Here is an 18,858-nt window from a genome sequence, read left to right as displayed (position 1 = left end):
GTCGGTTCTTCGCCCCCTCGCGGGTGGCCACGCGTAACGTCCCGAAGTGCTACAAATGAACGAGACAATGCCAGCACACCATGCGTGGCGCACCATGCGCCGCGAGTGTCGAACCGGAGGCTCCCATGCCGTTGTCAGAACAGGAACGGCGCGCTCTCGAAGAGTTGGAGGCGCAGCTTTCCGCCGAGGACCCGAAGTTCGCGTCGACCATGGTTTCCGACCCGAACCGCGCACGACGTCGCCGTCGTGTCCTGCTCGGTGTGCTTGCCCTCGCGGCGGGTCTCGCGCTCGTCGTTCTCGCCGTCACCACCCGTCAGACCTGGCTGGGCGCCATCGGTTTCCTCGGCATGGTCTTCGGCGTCACCTACGCGGTGGGTACGGATGCCGACCAGCGTCCTGACCTGCACGTCGTCGGTTCCTCGTCGGCGCAGCGCGCCGGCGGCTCGGGCGGTGCCGGACGCAGCTTCCCGAGCGTCCAGGGTGGATTCCCGGGCTCGGCCAAGTCCAAGGCGAAGCCCGCTCGTGGCGCGAGCAACAGCGGCTTCATGCAGCGTCTTGAGGAGCGCTGGGATCGTCGTCGCCGCGAGAGCCAGGGCTGGTAGGGACGCCTGGCTGGTAGGGACGCCTCGTCACAGGCCAGTCACAGAGCCATCGGAATGGCCACGCAGGCCCATCCGACGGCAATGATCAGCGCCGCGAGCAGTTCGATTCCCACCGACATGAGGGCAGCCTTGACGGCCACCTTCGTCGAGCGCCACGCCTCGTCCGTGCGGCGCTGACGGGCCATCTCGGCCACGAAAACGCCGAGCACGAAGCCGACGAGCAGGCCGATCACCGGAATGATGAAGAAGCCGATGACGCCGAAGATCACTCCGACGAGGCTGCTGCGCTTCGGGATGCCGGCCCGGCCGAGGTGGCGGCCCGGCACGACGTACTGGACGACGTAGCCGATCGCAGCGAGGACGCACGCGATGCCGAACACCGTCCACGCGGTGGGGCCGGAGTTGCCGAGCGCCCAGATGAGCACCCCGCCCAGCACGAGCAGAAGGCCGGGCAGCGCGGGCACGATGAGACCGGCGATGCCGACCGCCATGACGAGTGCGGCGATGATCGTCGTCGTCAGTTCCATGGGGCCATCATCCCTCAGCTGGGCCACGAGCCGGACCAGGAAGAGAGCCCGCCGCGTGCAGGCACGCGAACGGCCCCGGCACCCTTGGCGGGTGACCGGGGCCGTTCGGCGTCAGCGGGAGTGTGCTGCTCAGACCTCTTCGCTCAGGCGGGGCGTCTCGTCGATGACCTCGACGGCGACCTCCTTGAGCTTGTCGAGGTGCTCGCGGCCGTGGTGGCCGCAGAAGCGCAGTTCGAGTCCACCCGACATGACCGCCTTGATGAAGGCCTGGGCTCCGCAGCGATCGCAGCGGTCAGCGGCCGTCATCGTGTGTTCCATCGTCGTGGTCATATCGATCCTCTCGTCGGGATGCCCTCAAAGGGCACCAGCGGCGTCCTACGAACGATGCCCGAAGCATCGTTTCTCGGAATCGACAACAGTCTGTCACGGGCGGACATTCCCGAGAAGCCCAATTCCGACTCCTGAGCCACATCGTTGTGATTCGGTCGACGCCGCAGGTGCGCAGTGAGTGAGCGTCGGATCACCGCGTGGCGGCCCGGAAACCCGCGGATTTTCGGGTACGGTGACGGGTGCGCCGTCTGCGGCGTCCCCCGCGAACTTCAAGGAGATTCCCAGGTGTCGCAAGGAGAGAACCAGACCTACACCGCTCGTCACCTCCAGGTGCTCGAGGGGCTCGAGGCCGTACGCAAGCGCCCGGGCATGTACATCGGTTCCACCGACGGGCGCGGTCTCATGCACTGCCTGTGGGAGATCATCGACAACTCGGTCGACGAGGCGCTCGGCGGCTACTGCGACCGCATCGAGGTCATCCTCATGCCCGACGGCTCCGTCGAGGTGCGCGACAACGGCCGCGGTATCCCCGTGGACGTCGAGCCGCGCACGGGCCTTTCGGGTGTCGAGGTCGTCTTCACGAAGCTGCACGCGGGCGGCAAGTTCGGCGGCGGTTCGTACACCGCGTCGGGTGGTCTGCACGGTGTCGGCGCGTCGGTCGTCAACGCGCTGAGCGCCCGTCTCGACGTCGAGGTCGACCGTGCGAGCAAGACGTTCGGCATGAGTTTCCGCCGCGGCGAGCCCGGCGTCTTCGACGACGCCGACGGCAAGAGCCCGCTCAACCCGTTCAGCCCGTTCGAGTCGGGCAGCGAGCTCAAGGTCGTCGGCAAGGCCAAGCGCGGCGTCACCGGTTCGCGCGTGCGCTACTGGGCCGACACGAGCATCTTCCTCAAGAGCGCCCAGTTCGACTACGAGCAGCTCATCGGGCGTGCGCGTCAGACGAGCTTCCTCGTGCCGGGCCTCACCCTCGTCATCCGTGACGAGCGCGGCCTGCCCGAGACGCCGGGCGCCGACGGACCCCACGAGGAGGTCTTCTTCCACGACGGCGGCATCAGCGAGTTCACCGACTACCTCGCCGCCGACGCGGCCGTCACCGACGTGTGGCGTCTGCAGGGCAGCGGTCACTTCACCGAGACGGTGCCCGTGCTCGACGAGAAGAGCGGGCACATGACGAGCCAGGACGTCGAGCGTGAGTGCGGCGTCGACATCGCGCTGCGCTGGGGCACGGGGTACGAGACGAAGGTGCGTTCCTTCGTCAACATCATCGCGACGCCGAAGGGCGGCACGCACAACACCGGCTTCGAGCAGGCCCTCATGAAGGTCTTCAAGAAGCAGCTCGAGGTCAACGCGCGAAAGCTCAAGGTCGGCAACGACAAGGTCGAGAAGGACGACGTCCTCGCCGGCCTCACGGCCGTCGTCACGGTGCGTCTGGCGGAGCCGCAGTTCGAGGGCCAGACGAAGGAGGTGCTCGGCACGAACGCCGTGCGCGCCATCGTCGCGAAGGTCGTCGAGAAGGAGCTCACGGCGCACCTGACGTCGACGAAGCGCGACGAGAAGGCGCAGTCGGCGCTCCTGCTGGAGAAGGTCGTCGCCGAGATGAAGTCGCGCATCAGCGCGCGTCAGCACAAGGAGACGCAGCGGCGCAAGACGGCGCTGGAGAGCTCGAGCCTGCCGGGCAAGCTCAAGGACTGCCGCTCCACCGACGGCGAGAAGTCGGAGCTGTTCATCGTCGAGGGTGACTCGGCGCTCGGCACCGGCATGGCCGCGCGCAACTCGGAGTACCAGGCGCTGCTGCCGATCCGCGGCAAGATCCTCAACGTCCAGAAGGCGTCGGTCGGCGACATGCTGAAGAACGCCGAGTGCGCCTCGATCATCCAGGTCATCGGTGGCGGCTCGGGGCGCAGTTTCGATCTCGACATGGTGCGCTACGGCAAGATCATCCTCATGACGGACGCCGACGTCGACGGCGCCCACATCCGCACGCTGCTGCTCACGCTGTTCTTCCGCTACATGCGCCCGCTCGTCGCGGCCGGTCGGGTGTACGCGGCCATGCCGCCGCTGCACCGTCTCGAGCTCAACGCGAGCGGCCGCGCCAAGGGCGAGGTCATCTACACCTACTCCGAGGCCGAGATGCGTTCGGTCGTCAGCGCGTGGGAGAAGAAGGGCCGCACGTTCAAGCAGCCGCAGCGTTACAAGGGTCTCGGTGAGATGGACGCCGACCAGCTCGCGGAGACGACGATGGATCCGCGTCACCGCACGCTGCGTCGCGTGACGCTCGCCGACGCCGAGGCGGCGGAGCAGGTGTTCGACCTGCTCATGGGCAGCGACGTGGCGCCCCGCAAGGACTTCATCATTTCGTCGGCTCACCAGCTCGACATGGAGCGCATCGACGCATGACCGCGAGCAGGCTCGCGCGTGCCCGCAGCGTTCTCGCGGACACGCGCCCGCTCAAGGTTCTCGCCTTCCGGCGGTTGTGGCTGGCCGACATCGTCACGGTCATCGGTGCGCAGCTGACGATCGTGTCGGTGCCCGCGCAGATCTACGCGCAGACGCGTGACTCGAGTTATGTCGGGCTGACGGGCCTGTTCGGTCTCGTGCCGCTCATCGTCTTCGGCCTGTACGGAGGCTCGCTCGCCGACGCGCACGACCGGCGTCGCATCCTGATGTTCACGACGACCGGGCTCATCGTGACGAGCGCGCTGTTCTGGGCGCAGGCCGCCGTCGGCGGCATCAACGTGTGGCTGCTGCTCAGCCTGTTCGCGGTGCAGCAGATCTTCTTCGCGCTCCACCAGCCGGCGCTGCAGAGTTCTCTGCCGAGGCTGTTGCCACCCGAGCTCCTGCCCGCGGCCAACTCACTCCTCATGACGGTGGCGATGGCGGGAGGCATCGCGGGGCCGCTCGTCGCGGGAACGCTCATTCCGGTGCTCGGGTTCTCGTGGATGTACGCCGCCGACACGCTGTGCCTGCTCGCGACGATGTGGGCCGTCATCAACCTGCCGGCGATGCGTCCGCTCGGCGAGGTGACGGTGGCCGGCTTCAAGTCCGTGGTCGACGGGCTGCGGTACCTCTCGCGCCATCCCGTGCTCATGGCGAGTTTCGTCGTCGACCTCGCAGCGATGATCTTCGGCATGCCGCGCGCGGAGTTCCCGCAGATCGCGCACGAGTCGTTCGGCGGGCCGAGCGAGGGCGGGTTCGCGTTCGCGTGGTTGTTCGCGGCCATTCCGGTCGGCGCCGTCCTCGGCGGCGTGTTCTCCGGGTGGGCGTCGCGCGTTCAACGTCACGGCGTGGCGGTGCTCGCCGCTGTCGCCGTGTGGGGCGGGGCGGTCGTCGTCTTCGGTGGAGCGGTGGTGTTCGCGAACGGACGGCTCGACATCCTGTTCTGGATCGCGTTCGGCGCCCTCGTCGTCGGTGGCGCGGCGGACATGGTCTCGGCGGCGTTCCGCACGTCGATGCTGCAAACGGCGGCCACCGACGCGGTGCGCGGTCGCCTGCAGGGCGTCTTCCTCGTCGTCGTCGCGGGTGGGCCGCGCATCGCCGATGTCGTCCACGGGGCGGGCGCCGAGGCGTTCGGGGCCGGTCGGGCAGCGTGGATCGGTGGTGTCCTCGTGCTCGTCTCCGTGGTGGCGATCGCCGTGCTCGTGCCATCGTTCCGTCGGTACAGGCTGTCGACTGAAGCCGCAAAGAGTTAGGCCAGAGGCTTAATCGCTGCTACTTTAGGCGTATGACTAAATCGAGCGGTGGGGCGATGATCGTCGTCACGGCAGACCAGATCCGCAGCAGTTCTCGGGGCGACCGTGTTCCGGCCATGCTCACAGCCCTCGAATCCCTGACGCTCGGCGGTAGGTCCCGTGCCTTCGCGCGCACGGCGGGTGACGAAGTCCAGGCACTCATCGCCGACCCGGCCGATGCCGTGAGCGCCGTGCGTCTCTTCGTCCGCGAGGGCGGGTGGCGGGTCGGTCTTGGCATCGGGGCCGTCGACACCCCGGTGCCGGACGACGTTCGCGCCGCGAACGGGCCCGCGTTCGTCGCGGCCCGGGCCGCCGTCAACGAATCACGGGGCGGCGCGCAGGATCTCGCCGTCGTGACGCGTGTCGGGGGAGCCGAGGCCAGCGCCGCTGCCGACGACGTACGCGCCGCCCTCGACCTGCTGGCCTTCGTCTGGCGACGCCGCACCGCGGCCGGGTGGGAGGTCGCCGACCTCGTCGCCGAGGGCCTGTCGCGTCAGGAGGTCGCGGCTCGCCTCGGCGTGACGGCGTCCGCCGTCAGCCAGCGAGTGAGCACCGCGGCCGTCGTCGAAGCCGACGCGGGAGAGGCGCTCGCGGTGCGCGCGCTGACGGCTGCTTTGGGCTGATCTCGCCCGGTTGTCGGTACCGGGCGTTAGCGTTCAGGTCATGAACGAACGGGCGGTGTTGGTGGTCGCGCTCTTCGGTGTGCTCGCTGTCGTGGCGGGCGGATTCGTCACGCAGCTGGTCTTCCGCTTCGTCGACGGCCGGCGCGATCACGAACAGCTACCGGCGCCTTCCGAGCCGAACGCCGAGACACCGAAACCTGGGTCGGGCAAGGCGACGGGTGGCGTCGAGCAGGCCGGGAGCATCCTGCGGGGCGGCGCATGGATCGGGGCGCTCGAACGGTTGGCGATCTTCGCGGGTCTGGTCGCGAACTGGCCGGAGGCCATCGCCATCGTCCTGGCCGTGAAGGGTCTCGGGCGCTACCCGGAGCTGCGCAGCGGTGAGAAGTCGGCGGTGGCGGAACGCTTCATCATTGGCACGTTCGTCAGCGTGCTCTGGGCGTGCGGATGCGCCGGGTTGGCCGTGTGGTTGCGCGGCTGACGGATTCGCCACGCCTGTTTCGTTACCGGATTGCTCCGGCGGCAACTCTTCCTCGAATCGTGTGACGCCGTTACGTTGAAGTGATTCGGCTGTCCGCCGGACACCGTGCGGCCTGCCGCCAGGAAGAACGAGATCTCATGGCGACCCTCCGCTCATTTCGCGTTACTGCAACGGTGACGAACGCGCTCGTGGCCGCGCTGCTTTCGGGCTGCTCGATGGACGAGTGGGCGCGCGATCAGGACCACCCGGAGTACACGACGCCCAAGCCGGTCGTGCTCGGCGACGACGCTCAGGCGAAGCCGGCGGCCGGGGCGTCGGGGCTGCGGGAGAACGTGTTGGGCCACCCGCAGGGCTTCCGCACGATCGAGAAGGGCACAGCGTCGGAGGGGAAGAGCCTCGACTTCCCCGACGTGGCGGGTGGACCCATGGAAGTGGTGGTTGCGTGCACCGGCGGTGGGCTGGTGGCGACCGCGTCGTACTCGGAGGCGATCGAGGGCGCCATGATCGAGCAGACGTTCTCGCGCACGTACGAGTGTGACGGTGACCCCGGAACCCTGGACACCCTCACGACGGCCGCGCCCGGGTTGAAGGTGACGCTGACGCCGGCGGCAGGCACGACGGTGCAGTTCGCCGTCGGTGTGCGCAAGGCAGGCACGCCGTCCGCGTGACGGCAGGCCGGTGAGGTTGAGTGCGGGCTGCCAAGTGGGTCACGGTCACGCATCGGCTCTGGCGTGTGGCGGCCGGTACTCCTTACAGTGACGCTCGTCTCATTGGGATCCTGCGGGGTCTGTCAGAAGGGTCACGTCAGATGACCTCATCGCTCGGCCGCGGGGGCGTTCTCGTCGCCGCACTCGTTCTCGCTTCCGCCACCGCCTGCTCGTCGGACGATGACACGAAGACCGATACATCGCCCACATCGAAGAGCAGCGCTACGTTGTCGGCCACGAAGGCGACAGCGTCACCCTCGAAGACCCCGGCGCCGCTTGACCCCGAGCTCACCGCGCAGGACGCCGGCATCCCCGATGGCCAGGCGCGCTACGGCGTGACGAGCGGACAGCTGAACAGCAAGGCACCTACGGGTTCGCAGTCCGAGACCGTGAAGGCGGGCATCTACGCCGTGCAGTACTCGTGTGTCGGCGACCCTTTTGAGATCATCGTCAATGACTCGAAGGGGCAGATCTTCCACGAGACCGAGGGGTGCGCCAGCCGGGGTTTTGGACGTGTTGGCCTTGCAACTCCGGCTTTCCGGGCGCGCGGGGGAGAGCTCCAGCTCCAGGTGAAGTCCAGCGGTACGACGGACTTCGTCGTCACACCGATTGCCGCCACCGAGAAGGATCTGGCGAACAAGGTTTCCGGGCCGTTCGACGCGCCCTTCCAATTGGACGGCTATGGGATGACCTGGAGCATGTACCTGCCCAAGGGAAAGTACTCCCTGGTGGGGACCTGCACCGGCGCGGAGTCGGTCGCTCTCTCAGTCTCCGGGCCAGTGGCGTATGCGCCGTTGAAGCCCTTCACGTGCACAGGCAAGACGCAGACACTGGCTGGATACACGACGTCGGGCGGCCACGTTGTGGCTCGACTTGGGGAGGCTACGAAAGTGAAGGGCACTCTCGAGTTCAAGCCCGCCCGGTGACGCGCTGTGGTGGGCTCCGATGAGGGGAGCCCACCACCGTCAGTCCTTCTTCGCGGCGGCCTTCTTGGCGGCCTTGATCTCGCGCTTGGTCTCGCGGACCTTGAGCAGCGAGTCGGGGTCGACGACGTCGGCGACGGAGCGGAAGGAGCCCTCTTCGGCGTAGGGGCCGATGGCCTCGCGCCAGCCGTCGGGCTGGACGCCGAGTTGCTTGCCGAGCAGGGATGCGAAGATGCGCGCCTTCTGGTCGCCGTAACCGGGCAGGTTCTTGAGGCGCTTCAGGAGTTCGTTCGCGTCGTCGGTGGCCCAGATCTTCGTCGTGTCGCCGTCGTACTCGTCGCGGACGGCCGCGGCGAGCTTCTGGACACGCTCGGCCATCGACTTGCCGTAGCGGTGGATAGCCGGGGGAGTCGTGCACTGCGCGATGAACTCGTCGGGGTCGATCGCCGCGATCTCGGTGGGATCAAGCGTGCCGAAGCGGTCGTAGATCTTGCCGGGGCCGGCGAAGGCAACCTCCATGGCGAGCTGCTGGTCGAGGAGCATCCCGACGAGCAGCCCGAACGGGTGCTCGGAAATGATCTCGTCGGCGTGCTCGTCCTGTGCAATGTGAAGCTCGGCCATGGCGTCAGCCTAGCCGCGGTGGCGTGAAACACTCATCCCGTCAACGTGACGAGGGGGAGGGCAATGACAGTGCCAGCGAGCGGTTCCGACGCGCGTCACGATCAGGGCGCACCCCGTCTCACCATCGCCCTCGACCCGCGGTCGGTGTGGCGGGCCACGTGGGTGGTGCTCGGTGCCTTGGGCGTCGTCGCGGCGCTCGGGTTCATCTCGAACTCCGCCGGCTCGGCCATCTTCACCATCCTCATGGCGTTCTTCCTCGCCGTCGCGATGGAGCCGGCCGTCCGTCGGCTGGCCAAGCACATGCCGCGTGCTTTGGCGACGGGCGTCGTGGTCTTGACGCTCGGCCTGGCGATCGCCGGCTTCTTCGCCGCGTTCGGCAGCCTGCTCGTGTCGGAGATCCAGGCGCTCGTCACGGCGGCGCCGGGCGTCGTCACCGACCTCGTGCGTTACGCGAACGAGCAGTTCGACACCGATTACGACATCAACACGATGCTGTCGAAATTTTCCCTGACGCCGGAGCGGGTCGCGTCCTACGGGTCGCAGCTCGCGGGTGGTGTGCTCGGGCTCGTGACGAGCATCGTCTCGACGGCGTTCAACACCTTCGTTCTCGTGTTCTTCACCTGCTATATCTCGGCGGGCATGCCGCGCCTGCGCACGTGGATCGCGGGCCTGTTCCGCCCGTCGCAGCAGCGCGTGGTGCTGACGGTGTGGGAAGTCTTCGTCACGAAGGTCGGCGGCTACGTCGCGGCGCGGTGCATCCTTGCGACGATCTCGGCGACGGTGCACGGCACGTTCATGATGATCATCGGGATGCCCTACTGGTTGGCGCTCGGGCTGTGGACCGGCCTCATTGCGCAGTTCATCCCGAACATCGGCACGTACATCTCGATCGTGCTGCCCGTGCTCGTCGGTCTCACGAGCGACAAGCCGGTCAACGGTCTCGTCATCCTCGTCTTCGCGATCATCTACCAGCAGATCGAGAACATCACGATCGAGCCGAACATCAGCGCGAAGGCTGTCGACGTCCACCCGGCGGTGTCGTTCGCGTCGGCACTGCTGGGTGCGCAGATGTTCGGCCTCGCCGGCGGCATTCTCGGTGTGCCCATGGCTGCGACGGCAATGGCGCTGCTCGACCTCTACAAGCGTCGCTACGAGATCAGCGACGAGACGCGCCGCGCTGCGGAGCGTGACGCTCGCCGCGAGGTGGAGGGCGAGGGGGACGACGAGCGCCCGCCGGGGCGTGCAGATCAGCCACCCGAGAACTCACCTGCGGCACTGCACGGAGCAACCAAAGCAGAGTGACGTGGGGGCACCGGTCCACCAACCCGGTGCGGACGACGTGCGAGTTCGGCCGAATCGTGTCGGCGGGCACCGTGGCGTGCCGTAATCTTCGAAGGTTGGTTCATGTCGAACCGACTATTCATTGCTCCCCGAAGGACAACCCAGCATGCGACGCATGTCCACCCTGGCCGGCACCGCGGCCCTCGCCACTCTTGCGACGGTGGCTTTCAGCCCCAGTGCCCAGGCCGCGACGATCGGTAGCTGCCGACTCGTCGTTCCTGCGCAGGTGCGCATCGTCGGTCCGTACCAGGCGGTCAAGACCACGCTCTCCGGAACGTGCACCTCGTACGCATCGTCCGTCTTCGCGACGTGGACCGGATACACCTCGCAGGGAGCCGAGGACGGTGTCCTCTTCGATTCGGTGACGTCGGACTACTGGGACATTTACGACTGGCACACCCCGGGTGTCGTCTCCTGGCGTGAGGCGTGGGCAACGGAGCAGAACAACTGGAACGAGTTCACCCCCAACACCCCGACGACCACCGTCCGCTTGGGTTCCTGGACGTCGCTCAAGGCCGTGCGCAGCGGCTCCCGCGTGACGCTCACGTCGACCGGCACGCGATACGCGACGACCGTTCAGAAGCGCATTCCGTGGCAGACCACCGCGACCTTGCAGTACCGCCCGGTGGGCACGACGACGTGGAAGACGCTCAAGAAGGCGACCGCGACGAAGGGGGCCCTGACTTACTCCTACACCTCGAAGGCAGCACGCGACTACCGCGTGAGCTACGCGGGTGGAACGACGATCTGGAGCTCGACGAGCAGCACCGTACGCAAGTGAGGATTGCGCTCGTGTGAGCGGAGGACGGGTCGGGCGCGAAGGGCGCCCGGCCCGTCACTGCGTTTCGGGGGCAGCTTCGTAGTACTGCGACGGCTTGGGGTTCTTGATGCACGAGTCGCGCAGCTCCGGGCCCTTGTGCGTGGTGACGAGCAGCGTCGTGCCGTCGGGCAGCTCGACGCTCTCGCCGCCGTCAGTCTTCGTCGTCTCACCGATCGCGACGGGCGGCGTCAGCGGAAGGTTGGGGTGCTGCTCGCGCCACCAGGTCTCGGCGACGCGCTGGGCGGGGGAGAGATCCACCCGTCCGCGGTGCTTCGAGCGTGAGAAGAGGTCGGCGGGGAGAGCTTCAGTTGTCGCAACGCTCGCCAGGGTGGCGGCGTCGTCGCCCGTGAGGCGGCCGAACGTCTGCCCACTCGGCAAATGGATCGCCGTCGGCGCGAAGCGGTGGCCGCCGATGTGCGACACCTCCCACGTGCGGGTCGGCTCAACCGCGTGGGCCGACTGCGCGACGGGCCGTCCACGCACCGCGCAGCACGTGTCACGAACACCGTTGGTGCAGACGAGGAGTGCGGGTTCGTCGGAACGCTCAAAGCCGAACTCGGCCCACCATGATTCGTCGACAACATCGCCCGAAAGGAACGTGGAAACCCCTGGGGCATTCAGTTTTCCGGTGACAAGCCACGGCTCGTTGTCGAACCCACCGCTCACGATGACGCGCTGCAGTGACGGTGTCTCGGCATGACGACCGGGGGAGCGCACCACGTACAGAGTGGCGCCCTTCGGAGACTTGAGCCCGGCGTCGGCGACAGCGTCACGCCCCCACGATCCGCCGACTTCCACGACGACGACGACGCGGGCATCTTTCGCGCTGCCCCAGGCGGGTAGGGCGGAGTCGTCCCAGTCGGCGGAGCACAGCGAAGGAGTCACACCTTGAGCCTAGTCGGGAAGCGCATAGGCTCTCACGCCCGGTGCCGCAGCGGGGCAGCACACCGTCTCGCACCGCCCGGTCGGGTCCCACGCGTCAGGATGTGAGCTCTGGCCCGCTCTGTGAGCGGCGCCGGTCACAGACCGGGCCAACACTCACAGAGCGGCCCGACCGGGTCAGGCGTCGTCGCCGTCGAACAGGCTCAATGTGCCCTCGGCCCTCTCCTCTGCTGCGCTGACGGGCGTCTGCTCCGCCACCTCGCTCGCCGACGCGTCGGCCGAAACGTCGGTGTACGGCGCGGTCGTGCCGATGGCCGCGATCTGCCCGGGAGCGGTGTCGCCCGAGCCGTCGCGCTTGCCGTCGGCCGGAGGCAGGGTGATGGCCTTGCCCGTCGCGTCAGCCGCGCGCGCCGGGGCGGAGCCCACCCACGCGAACGTCAGGTGGTTCTCACCACGCAGGAAGCGGTGCGCGCGCACGCCGGCCGTCGCGCGTCCCTTGGCCGGGAACTCGGCGAACGGCGCGACCTTGAGTGAGGTGATCTCACCGTCCGGCGAGCTCGGGTGGCCGGCGCCGGTGACGACGACGCCGTCGCGCGAGACGCTACCGAAGTGGATGACGTGGGCGCCCTTACCGAGCTTGATGCCGGCGACGCCGCCGCCGGTGCGGCCTTGCGGGCGCACGCCGTCGGCGTTGAAGTGGAGCAGCTGCGCTTCGTTGGTGACGAAGACGAGTTCCTCGGTGCCGGTCTGGAGTTCGACGGCGCCGACGACGACGTCGTCACCCTTGAGCGTGATCACTTCCATGATCGGCTTGTTCGCGTAGTCCTGGTTGACGCGCTTGACGACGCCGGCGGCCGTGCCGAGGGCGAGGCCGGGGGAGTCGGTGCGCAGCGACGTCACGGTGAGCACCTTCTCGCCGGGGGCGAGGTCGACGAATGCGGCGAGCGGTGCGCCGCCGTCGAGCACGGGCGCTTCGTGGGTGTCCACGAGGTGCGGCAGCTCGAGCGCGGAGACGCGGAAGAGGCGTCCGGTCGAGGTGACGACGCCGAACTCACCGCGGGCGCTCGTGCGCGCGGCGGCGACGATGGCGTCGTGCTTGCGGCGGTTGCCGTCGGTGCCGAGCGGGTCGGCGTTCGTCGTGCGCGCGACGAGGCCGGTGGAGGAGAGGAGCACCCAGCACGGGTCGTCGGCGATCTCGAGCGGTGTGGCGCTCTTGGCGGTCTTCGTCTCGCCGGAGGCCTCGAGCAGGACGGTGCGGCGCGGCGTGCCGTGCTCCTTGGCGATGGCGAGCAGTTCGTCGCAGACGACCTTGTGCAGGAGCTTGACGTCGGCGAGGATCGCGCGCAGCTTCTCGATCTCCTTGCGCAGCTCTTCGGCTTCCTTCTCCAGCTCGAGGCGGGAGAACTTCGTCAGGCGGCGCAGCTGCAGGTCGAGGATGTAGGTGGCCTGCGCCTCGGAGAGGTCGAACACCTTCATGAGGCGTTCGCGCGCGATGCCCGAGTCGTCGGACGAGCGGATGATCTGGATGACCTCGTCGATGTCGAGGATCGCGATGAGCAGACCGTCGACGAGGTGGAGGCGGTCTTCCTTCTTGCCGAGGCGGTAGGCGGTGCGGCGACGCACGACGTCGACGCGGAAGTCGGTGTAGACGCGCAGGAGGTCCTTGAGGCCGAGGGTGCGCGGCTGGCCGTCGACCAGGGCGACGTTGTTGATGCCGAAGGATTCCTCCATCGGCGTGAGCTTGTAGAGCTGTTCGAGGACGGCGTCGGGGTTGAAGCCGTTCTTGAGTTCGATGACGAGGCGCAGGCCGTGGTGGCGGTCCGAGAGGTCCTTGACGTCCGAGATGCCCTGCAGTTTCTTGCTGCTCACGAGGTCGCGCATGCGGTCGATGACCTTTTCAGGGCCGACCATGTAGGGCAGTTCCGTGACGACGATGCCCTTCTTGCGGGGGGTGACGTTCTCGATGCTGCATGTGGCGCGGGTGCGGAACGAACCGCGGCCGGAGATGTACGCGTCGCGCACGCCCTCGAGGCCGACGATGCGCCCGCCCATGGGCAGGTCGGGGCCGGGGACGAAGCGCATGAGGTCGTCGAGGCTGCAGTCGGGGTTCTCGATGAGGTGAACGGCGGCTTGCACGACTTCGCCGAGGTTGTGCGGGGGCATGTTGGTGGCCATGCCCACGGCGATGCCGCTGGCGCCATTGACGAGCAGGTTGGGGAACGCGGCCGGCAGGACGGACGGCTGCTGCAGGGAGTCGTCGTAGTTGGGGACGAAGTCGACGGTGTTCTCGTCGAGGCTCTCGGTGAGCGTCAGCGCGGCCGGCGCGAGGCGGGCCTCGGTGTAACGGGAGGCGGCGGGGCCCTGGTCGAGGGAGCCGAAGTTGCCGTGGCCGTCGACGAGCGGCAGGCGCATCGTGAAGTCCTGCGCCATGCGCACGAGGGTGTCGTAGATGGCCGAATCGCCGTGCGGGTGGTACTTGCCCATGACCTCGCCGACGACGCGGGAGGACTTGACGTGGTTCTTCGTCGGCATGAGGCCGAGCTCGTCCATGGAGAACAGGATGCGGCGCTGCACCGGCTTGAGGCCGTCGCGCGCGTCGGGCAGGGCACGCGAGTAGATGACGGAGTAGGAGTACTCGAGGAACGCCGAGCGCATCTCCTCTTCGACATCGATGTCGATGATGTTCTCGACGAAGTCGTCGTCGAGAACCTCGGGCTTCTTCGAACGGGCCACCGATCATCCTTCACGTCGCGGACGCCCAGGGGAGGGCACAGTGCATCTGTCATCCTCCGGCATAGATCTATACCGGAGGGCGATCGACACGCGGCATGCACGCCGAGCTGGCCCGTCGGCACGTCGATGTCCTGATGTCCTAATTATTAGGACATCAGGACATCGCGCGGTACTGTCTCAATGTCCGAATCATTAGGACAATGAGACGAGGAGGCTCAGCCATGCTCTACGAGACACCCGAGCTCGACGTCGTCGACGTAGGCGTTCTTTACGAGATCGATGACATCCGGCGTGAGATGGCTGACGTTCTTCGCGCACCCAAGCGTTGGTCAGGTGGTCTGCGCCGAACCACACAAGCCCGTGCGATCCGCGGCTCCAACAGCATCGAGGGGTACGAGGTCACCGAGCAAGATGCGGCAGCCGCGGTCGAAGGGGATGAGCCGCTGACCGCCGACGAGCGCACCTGGAAAGAGATCGAGGGTTACCGTCGGGTGCTCACCTACGTGCTGCGGATGGCAACCCTGCCGGGCTTCACCTTGGACGCTCACACGCTTCGCACCATGCACTTCATGCTTCTCGAGCACGACTTCTCCAAGAGCCCGGGGGAGTACCGGCGCGGGGCCATCTATGTGCAGGACGAGTCGACCGGTCGCAACGTATACGAGGGTCCGGACTCCGACGACGTTCCGCAGCTGATCGACCAGTTGATGCAGGTCCTGGCGGCCTCCACCGATGAGCACAGCCTGGTTCGTGGGGCCATGGCCCACTTGAACTTCGTCATGGTGCACCCGTTCCGGGACGGCAACGGCCGGATGGCTCGCATCCTGCAGACGTTGGTCTTGGCGACTGACGACATTCTCGAGCCCGAGTTCTCCAGCATCGAAGAGTGGCTCGGTGCCAACACTCGCGATTACTACGACGTTCTTGCAGCAACAGGTCAGGGCGCGTGGAGTCCGGAGCGGGACGCGACGCTGTGGTTGAAGTTCTCCCTCCGCGCGCATCACCAGCAGGCTCAAACCCTGCGCCGACGGTTCACGGACGCCGAGCGAATCTGGGCCGCGCTGGACGAAATCGTTGTGGACTCGGGTGTCCCCGAGCGGTCGGTCGACGCCCTGTTCGATGCTGCCCTTGGCATGCGTATCCGCCGTAGTACTTACATCAACAGGACGGGCGTCGAGGACCGGACAGCGACTCGTGACCTGAGCGTGCTCGTCAGTGCCGGGCTGCTTCGTGCCGAAGGGACGACGCGTGGTCGCTATTACCTGCCGGCGAACAAACTACGGGTTGCGATGAGCGAGGCGCGCGGCGACCGAACTCTCGTTGACCCATACCCCGACCTGCTTCAACAGATTCGCGTGGAGCTTCCTCGCTGATCGATAGCTGTGTCGGCAAACGAAAGGAGTCCGTTGGTCCAGAGCATTGTGTGGGGAGCCGTGATCGCGCTCGCCCTGCGTTGGCTCTACCGTTACCTGTCGGTGGAATGGCCAGAACGTTATGTCGATCCCGAAGACCTTGTCAGCATCGTCGTGAGTCGCTCTTGGTGGACATACATCCTCTTCCGGCTCGGGCCTGTGGCAATGGCAGGAATCTTGGCGGTTCACGGCGCCCAGCAACTGGGGTGGCCGTCAGCAGTCGCACTGCTCACGATGTGCCTCACGCATGTGTTGACGTCGTCGGTTGCGGCCATGCTTACGATGTCGAAGAACGAGTGGGCTCGCACCACCCGTATGTATTTTCACGGGATCACGGCTGTGGGCGTTGTGCTGTCCTGTGCCCTAGTGTGGGCGACGCGCCGGTGGACCGGCTGGCTGGCGCCGGACGTGCGCGGTTTGAGCACCAACATCTGGGCGACGGTCTTGGCCCTGGCGTTGGCGAAGGGGGCGTATGACCTTCTCAAGCGTGCCCCCGAAGCGGAGTACCTTCATGACCGCGCTGCGCGTTCTGTCGACGCAGAGTTGCTCAGGAAGATCCGCAGCGCTGACTGTTCGCACACAGGAGCACTCGAAGCGATCGCCTTGGCGGAAGCAGTAGAGCGGCCCCGGTGGTTTCGCCGATTAGAGCGATACGTGCCCGGCGTGGAGTCCACGGGCGTCATGCAGGTGAAGCACAAGGGAGTCCTGACGGATGAAGAGTCGGTCGAACTCTTCCTCGCGAAGCACAACGAAGTCTGCGAACAGCTGACTAACGAAGGTGCCACGTGGGAGTCGATCTTTCGCCGTCACAACAGTGACGAGAACTTTGTGGCGATGTGTCGCCACCTGGAGCCTCAGTGGTAACTGAGCGAAGACCTGAGCGGCCGGCCGATGTCGGTGGTCCTTCGTAGCGTGGGTCGCACATATAACGAAGGAGGCATGCATGAACGGCGAATTGGTTCTCGCGGCTCTAACCACTGCGATCCCTGCGATCCTCGGTGTCTGGCGCTGGGTGACGAGCTTGGCGGATCCGAAGAATTCTGCTATGTCTCGAGCATTGGCTGATCGGGCTACTCAATTGCAGATTGCAGCCCAGTTGCGTGACCTAGGAGACGACGACGCGGCATCGCACTATGAGGAGAGGGGCAACCTGCGAGTGGCGGAGGTTGCTGAGCGACCATTGCATCCCGCGAACCGCGTGGACGTGGCTCTTTCCTGGGTGGCGCCGGCTGGCTATCTGATCGGGATCTGGACCGTCATGATGCTGCAGATAATGAAGGTGCTCGGTGCCCCTCGGGATCTCGCCGTGAAAGCGGCGTGGTTTGGCAGCGTGGCGACCGTAATCGGCGGTCTCCTGGCGCTCGTCCTATTGTGGCGTACTGTTCGTCGCAAAGCGGCCGTACGCCAGGCTGCTCGGAGGCGCGTCGCCACGCTGGGCTATGACGACGCCCAGTCCCAGAACGCGACGGCCGTCAGCGAGGCAGGCGCCTGACCCGGGATGGGGCGTCAGGAGTCCCTGCTCCGTTCCTGCCCGGTTGAGCACTCTGCGCGCGGTCACCTGGTCGAGTGCCCTAACCTTGGGCCTGTGATCACAGGTGAGATTCGGAGCAAGGTCGACAGCGTCTGGAACGCCTTCTGGTCGGGTGGCATCAGCAATCCGCTGGAGGTAATCGAACAAATCACCTACCTGCTTTTCTTACGTCGTCTGGACGACCTGCAGACGCTCGCCGAGCGTAAGGCGCTCATCACGGGCGGGCCGATTGAAAACCCGATGTTCCTGCCGGGTCAGCAGCATCTGCGCTGGAGCAAGCTTCGAGAGAAGTCGCCCTCGGAGATGTTCACGACGATGCAGACGCAGGTGTTTCCGTACCTGCACCAGCTCGGCACGCAGATCGGCGGTGACGACTCGACGTTCGCGCACCACATGAAGGACGCACGCTTCACCATTCCCTCGGCGCAACTACTCGCCAAGGTGGTAGACACCATCGACGAGATTCCGATGGAGAAGCGCGACACCAACGGCGACCTGTACGAGTACATGCTCGGCAAGATCGCGTCCGCCGGACAGAACGGCCAGTTCCGTACGCCGCGTCACATCATCGAGCTCATGGTGGACATGACGGCGCCGAAGCCCACTGACCGCATCTGCGACCCCGCCTGCGGCACCGCCGGATTCCTCATGGTCGCGTCGGAGTACCTGCGCGAGCACCACTCGGAGCTGTTCACCGACGCCGTCCTACGCAAGGCGTTTCACTCGACGACGTTCAACGGCTTTGACTTCGACAACCAGATGCTGCGTATCGGCAGTATGAACATGCTGCTGCACGGCGTCGAGAACCCGGAGATCAGCTACCGCGACTCGCTCTCCGAGGGCGCTGCGGGCGACGCCGGGCAGTACTCACTCATCCTCGCCAACCCGCCTTTTGCGGGGTCACTCGACTACGACTCAACGAGCGCCGAACTGCAGCGCGTCGCCAAGACGAAGAAGACGGAGCTGCTCTTCCTCGCGCTGTTCCTGCGCCTCCTTGAGCCGGGCGGTCGCGCTGCGGTGATCGTGCCGGACGGCGTGCTCTTCGGCTCGTCGAAGGCACACAAGGAACTGCGGCGCATCTTCGTGGAGGATCAGAAGCTCGACGCGGTGGTGAAGCTTCCTTCGGGCGTGTTCCGCCCGTACGCCGGGGTTTCGACGGCCATCCTCTTCTTTACGAAGACCGACTCGGGCGGCACCGACGACGTGTGGTTCTACGAGGTGCGCGCCGACGGCCTTTCGCTCGACGACAAGCGCAACCCTGTCGAGGCCAACGACCTGCCCGACGTGCGTGCGCGCTGGGCCCAGCGCGACGGCTCAGAGAAGGAACGGGCGCGGACTGAGCAGTCGTTCTGCGTGCCGAAGGCGGAGATCGTGGGGCAGGGGTATGACCTCTCGCTCAACCGGTACAAAGAGATTGAATACGAGGATGTTGAACACCGCGCGCCTGCGGAGATCATCAGTGAAATCGAAAATATCAACGCCGAGATTGCTGACTACATCGCCGAGTTGAAGGCGATGCTAGGATGACCTGGATCGCAGTCCCCTTGCAGGAGCTGTGCCGCCCTCGTCAATGGCGAGCGCTACCGGCAAAAAATCTCTA

General features: G+C 66.5%; 18 protein-coding genes. 13 read left to right on the top strand and 5 right to left on the bottom strand.

Translation table 11 applies throughout. From position 1 onward, the window contains the following. Positions 1 to 125: 125 nt before the first annotated feature. Positions 126 to 602: a DUF3040 domain-containing protein gene (locus K9D12_RS11650; protein WP_223060307.1), complete on the top strand. Its 477-nt coding sequence runs from the start codon at positions 126 to 128 to the stop codon at positions 600 to 602. A 38-nt stretch (positions 603 to 640) separates the two neighbouring features. Here the strand turns inward: K9D12_RS11650 and K9D12_RS11645 are convergent, their stop codons facing one another. Both K9D12_RS11645 and K9D12_RS11640 read right to left on the bottom strand, forming a co-directional pair. After that, the gene (locus K9D12_RS11645) at positions 641 to 1,129 is read right to left on the bottom strand and encodes a DUF456 domain-containing protein (RefSeq protein WP_047311487.1); all 489 of its coding nucleotides are present in this window, start codon (positions 1,127 to 1,129) and stop codon (positions 641 to 643) included. 129 nt (positions 1,130 to 1,258) lie between these two features. Further along, the gene (locus K9D12_RS11640) at positions 1,259 to 1,459 is read right to left on the bottom strand and encodes a hypothetical protein (protein WP_082128775.1); all 201 of its coding nucleotides are present in this window, start codon (positions 1,457 to 1,459) and stop codon (positions 1,259 to 1,261) included. A 285-nt stretch (positions 1,460 to 1,744) separates the two neighbouring features. On the opposite strand from K9D12_RS11640, the gene K9D12_RS11635 reads away from it, so the two are divergent. The 6 genes from K9D12_RS11635 to K9D12_RS11610 all read left to right on the top strand — a co-directional run bounded on the left by K9D12_RS11635 (position 1,745) and on the right by K9D12_RS11610 (position 7,921). Next, positions 1,745 to 3,856, top strand: a complete 2,112-nt coding sequence (locus K9D12_RS11635) for a type IIA DNA topoisomerase subunit B (protein ID WP_047311489.1) — start codon at positions 1,745 to 1,747, stop codon at positions 3,854 to 3,856. Continuing rightward, the gene (locus K9D12_RS11630; protein ID WP_047311490.1) at positions 3,853 to 5,148 is read left to right on the top strand and encodes an MFS transporter; all 1,296 of its coding nucleotides are present in this window, start codon (positions 3,853 to 3,855) and stop codon (positions 5,146 to 5,148) included. The genes K9D12_RS11635 and K9D12_RS11630 overlap by 4 nt, the downstream gene beginning before the upstream one ends. Positions 5,149 to 5,180: 32 nt before the next feature. Continuing rightward, positions 5,181 to 5,810: a SatD family protein gene (locus K9D12_RS11625; protein ID WP_129663149.1), complete on the top strand. Its 630-nt coding sequence runs from the start codon at positions 5,181 to 5,183 to the stop codon at positions 5,808 to 5,810. 40 nt (positions 5,811 to 5,850) lie between these two features. Beyond that, positions 5,851 to 6,288, top strand: a complete 438-nt coding sequence (locus tag K9D12_RS11620; protein ID WP_225911213.1) for a hypothetical protein — start codon at positions 5,851 to 5,853, stop codon at positions 6,286 to 6,288. Between the two features lie 137 nt (positions 6,289 to 6,425). Continuing rightward, on the top strand, positions 6,426 to 6,956 hold the full coding sequence (locus K9D12_RS11615; RefSeq protein ID WP_223060306.1) for a hypothetical protein: 531 nt from the start codon (positions 6,426 to 6,428) through the stop codon (positions 6,954 to 6,956). A gap of 140 nt (positions 6,957 to 7,096) precedes the next feature. Then, positions 7,097 to 7,921 (top strand): hypothetical protein, encoded by an 825-nt coding sequence (locus K9D12_RS11610; RefSeq protein WP_223060305.1) that lies wholly within the window; start codon positions 7,097 to 7,099, stop codon positions 7,919 to 7,921. A 39-nt stretch (positions 7,922 to 7,960) separates the two neighbouring features. Here the strand turns inward: K9D12_RS11610 and K9D12_RS11605 are convergent, their stop codons facing one another. Beyond that, positions 7,961 to 8,539, bottom strand: coding sequence for an HhH-GPD-type base excision DNA repair protein (locus K9D12_RS11605; RefSeq protein WP_223060304.1), 579 nt, complete (start codon positions 8,537 to 8,539; stop codon positions 7,961 to 7,963). A gap of 63 nt (positions 8,540 to 8,602) precedes the next feature. On the opposite strand from K9D12_RS11605, the gene K9D12_RS11600 reads away from it, so the two are divergent. Further along, positions 8,603 to 9,841, top strand: coding sequence for an AI-2E family transporter (locus tag K9D12_RS11600; protein WP_223060303.1), 1,239 nt, complete (start codon positions 8,603 to 8,605; stop codon positions 9,839 to 9,841). 154 nt (positions 9,842 to 9,995) lie between these two features. Next, positions 9,996 to 10,661 (top strand): hypothetical protein, encoded by a 666-nt coding sequence (locus K9D12_RS11595; protein WP_223060302.1) that lies wholly within the window; start codon positions 9,996 to 9,998, stop codon positions 10,659 to 10,661. Positions 10,662 to 10,715: 54 nt separating this feature from the next. Here K9D12_RS11595 and K9D12_RS11590 read toward each other — a convergent pair whose 3' ends face one another. Together K9D12_RS11590 and K9D12_RS11585 are read right to left on the bottom strand one after the other, a co-directional pair. After that, positions 10,716 to 11,585 carry a sucrase ferredoxin gene (locus K9D12_RS11590; protein ID WP_223060301.1) on the bottom strand — a complete coding sequence of 290 codons (870 nt, stop codon included), beginning with the start codon at positions 11,583 to 11,585 and terminating at the stop codon, positions 10,716 to 10,718. Positions 11,586 to 11,759: 174 nt separating this feature from the next. Then, a complete protein-coding gene (locus K9D12_RS11585) occupies positions 11,760 to 14,315 on the bottom strand; it encodes a DNA topoisomerase IV subunit A (protein WP_223060300.1) in 2,556 nt (851 codons plus the stop codon). 221 nt (positions 14,316 to 14,536) lie between these two features. On the opposite strand from K9D12_RS11585, the gene K9D12_RS11580 reads away from it, so the two are divergent. The 4 genes from K9D12_RS11580 to K9D12_RS11565 all read left to right on the top strand — a co-directional run bounded on the left by K9D12_RS11580 (position 14,537) and on the right by K9D12_RS11565 (position 18,785). Further along, positions 14,537 to 15,688: a Fic family protein gene (locus tag K9D12_RS11580; protein WP_223060299.1), complete on the top strand. Its 1,152-nt coding sequence runs from the start codon at positions 14,537 to 14,539 to the stop codon at positions 15,686 to 15,688. A gap of 33 nt (positions 15,689 to 15,721) precedes the next feature. Then, on the top strand, positions 15,722 to 16,591 hold the full coding sequence (locus K9D12_RS11575) for a hypothetical protein (protein ID WP_223060298.1): 870 nt from the start codon (positions 15,722 to 15,724) through the stop codon (positions 16,589 to 16,591). A 79-nt stretch (positions 16,592 to 16,670) separates the two neighbouring features. Beyond that, a complete protein-coding gene (locus K9D12_RS11570; RefSeq protein WP_223060297.1) occupies positions 16,671 to 17,219 on the top strand; it encodes a hypothetical protein in 549 nt (182 codons plus the stop codon). A 93-nt stretch (positions 17,220 to 17,312) separates the two neighbouring features. After that, positions 17,313 to 18,785, top strand: coding sequence for a class I SAM-dependent DNA methyltransferase (locus K9D12_RS11565; protein WP_223060296.1), 1,473 nt, complete (start codon positions 17,313 to 17,315; stop codon positions 18,783 to 18,785). Positions 18,786 to 18,858: the final 73 nt, after the last annotated feature.

Origin of the sequence: Dermacoccus sp. Tok2021, from assembly GCF_019895135.1 — a bacterium.
Taxonomy (GTDB): domain Bacteria; phylum Actinomycetota; class Actinomycetes; order Actinomycetales; family Dermatophilaceae; genus Dermacoccus; species Dermacoccus abyssi.
Note: the sequence above shows the minus strand (reverse complement) of the source record. Positions and strands in the feature narration are given on the sequence as shown.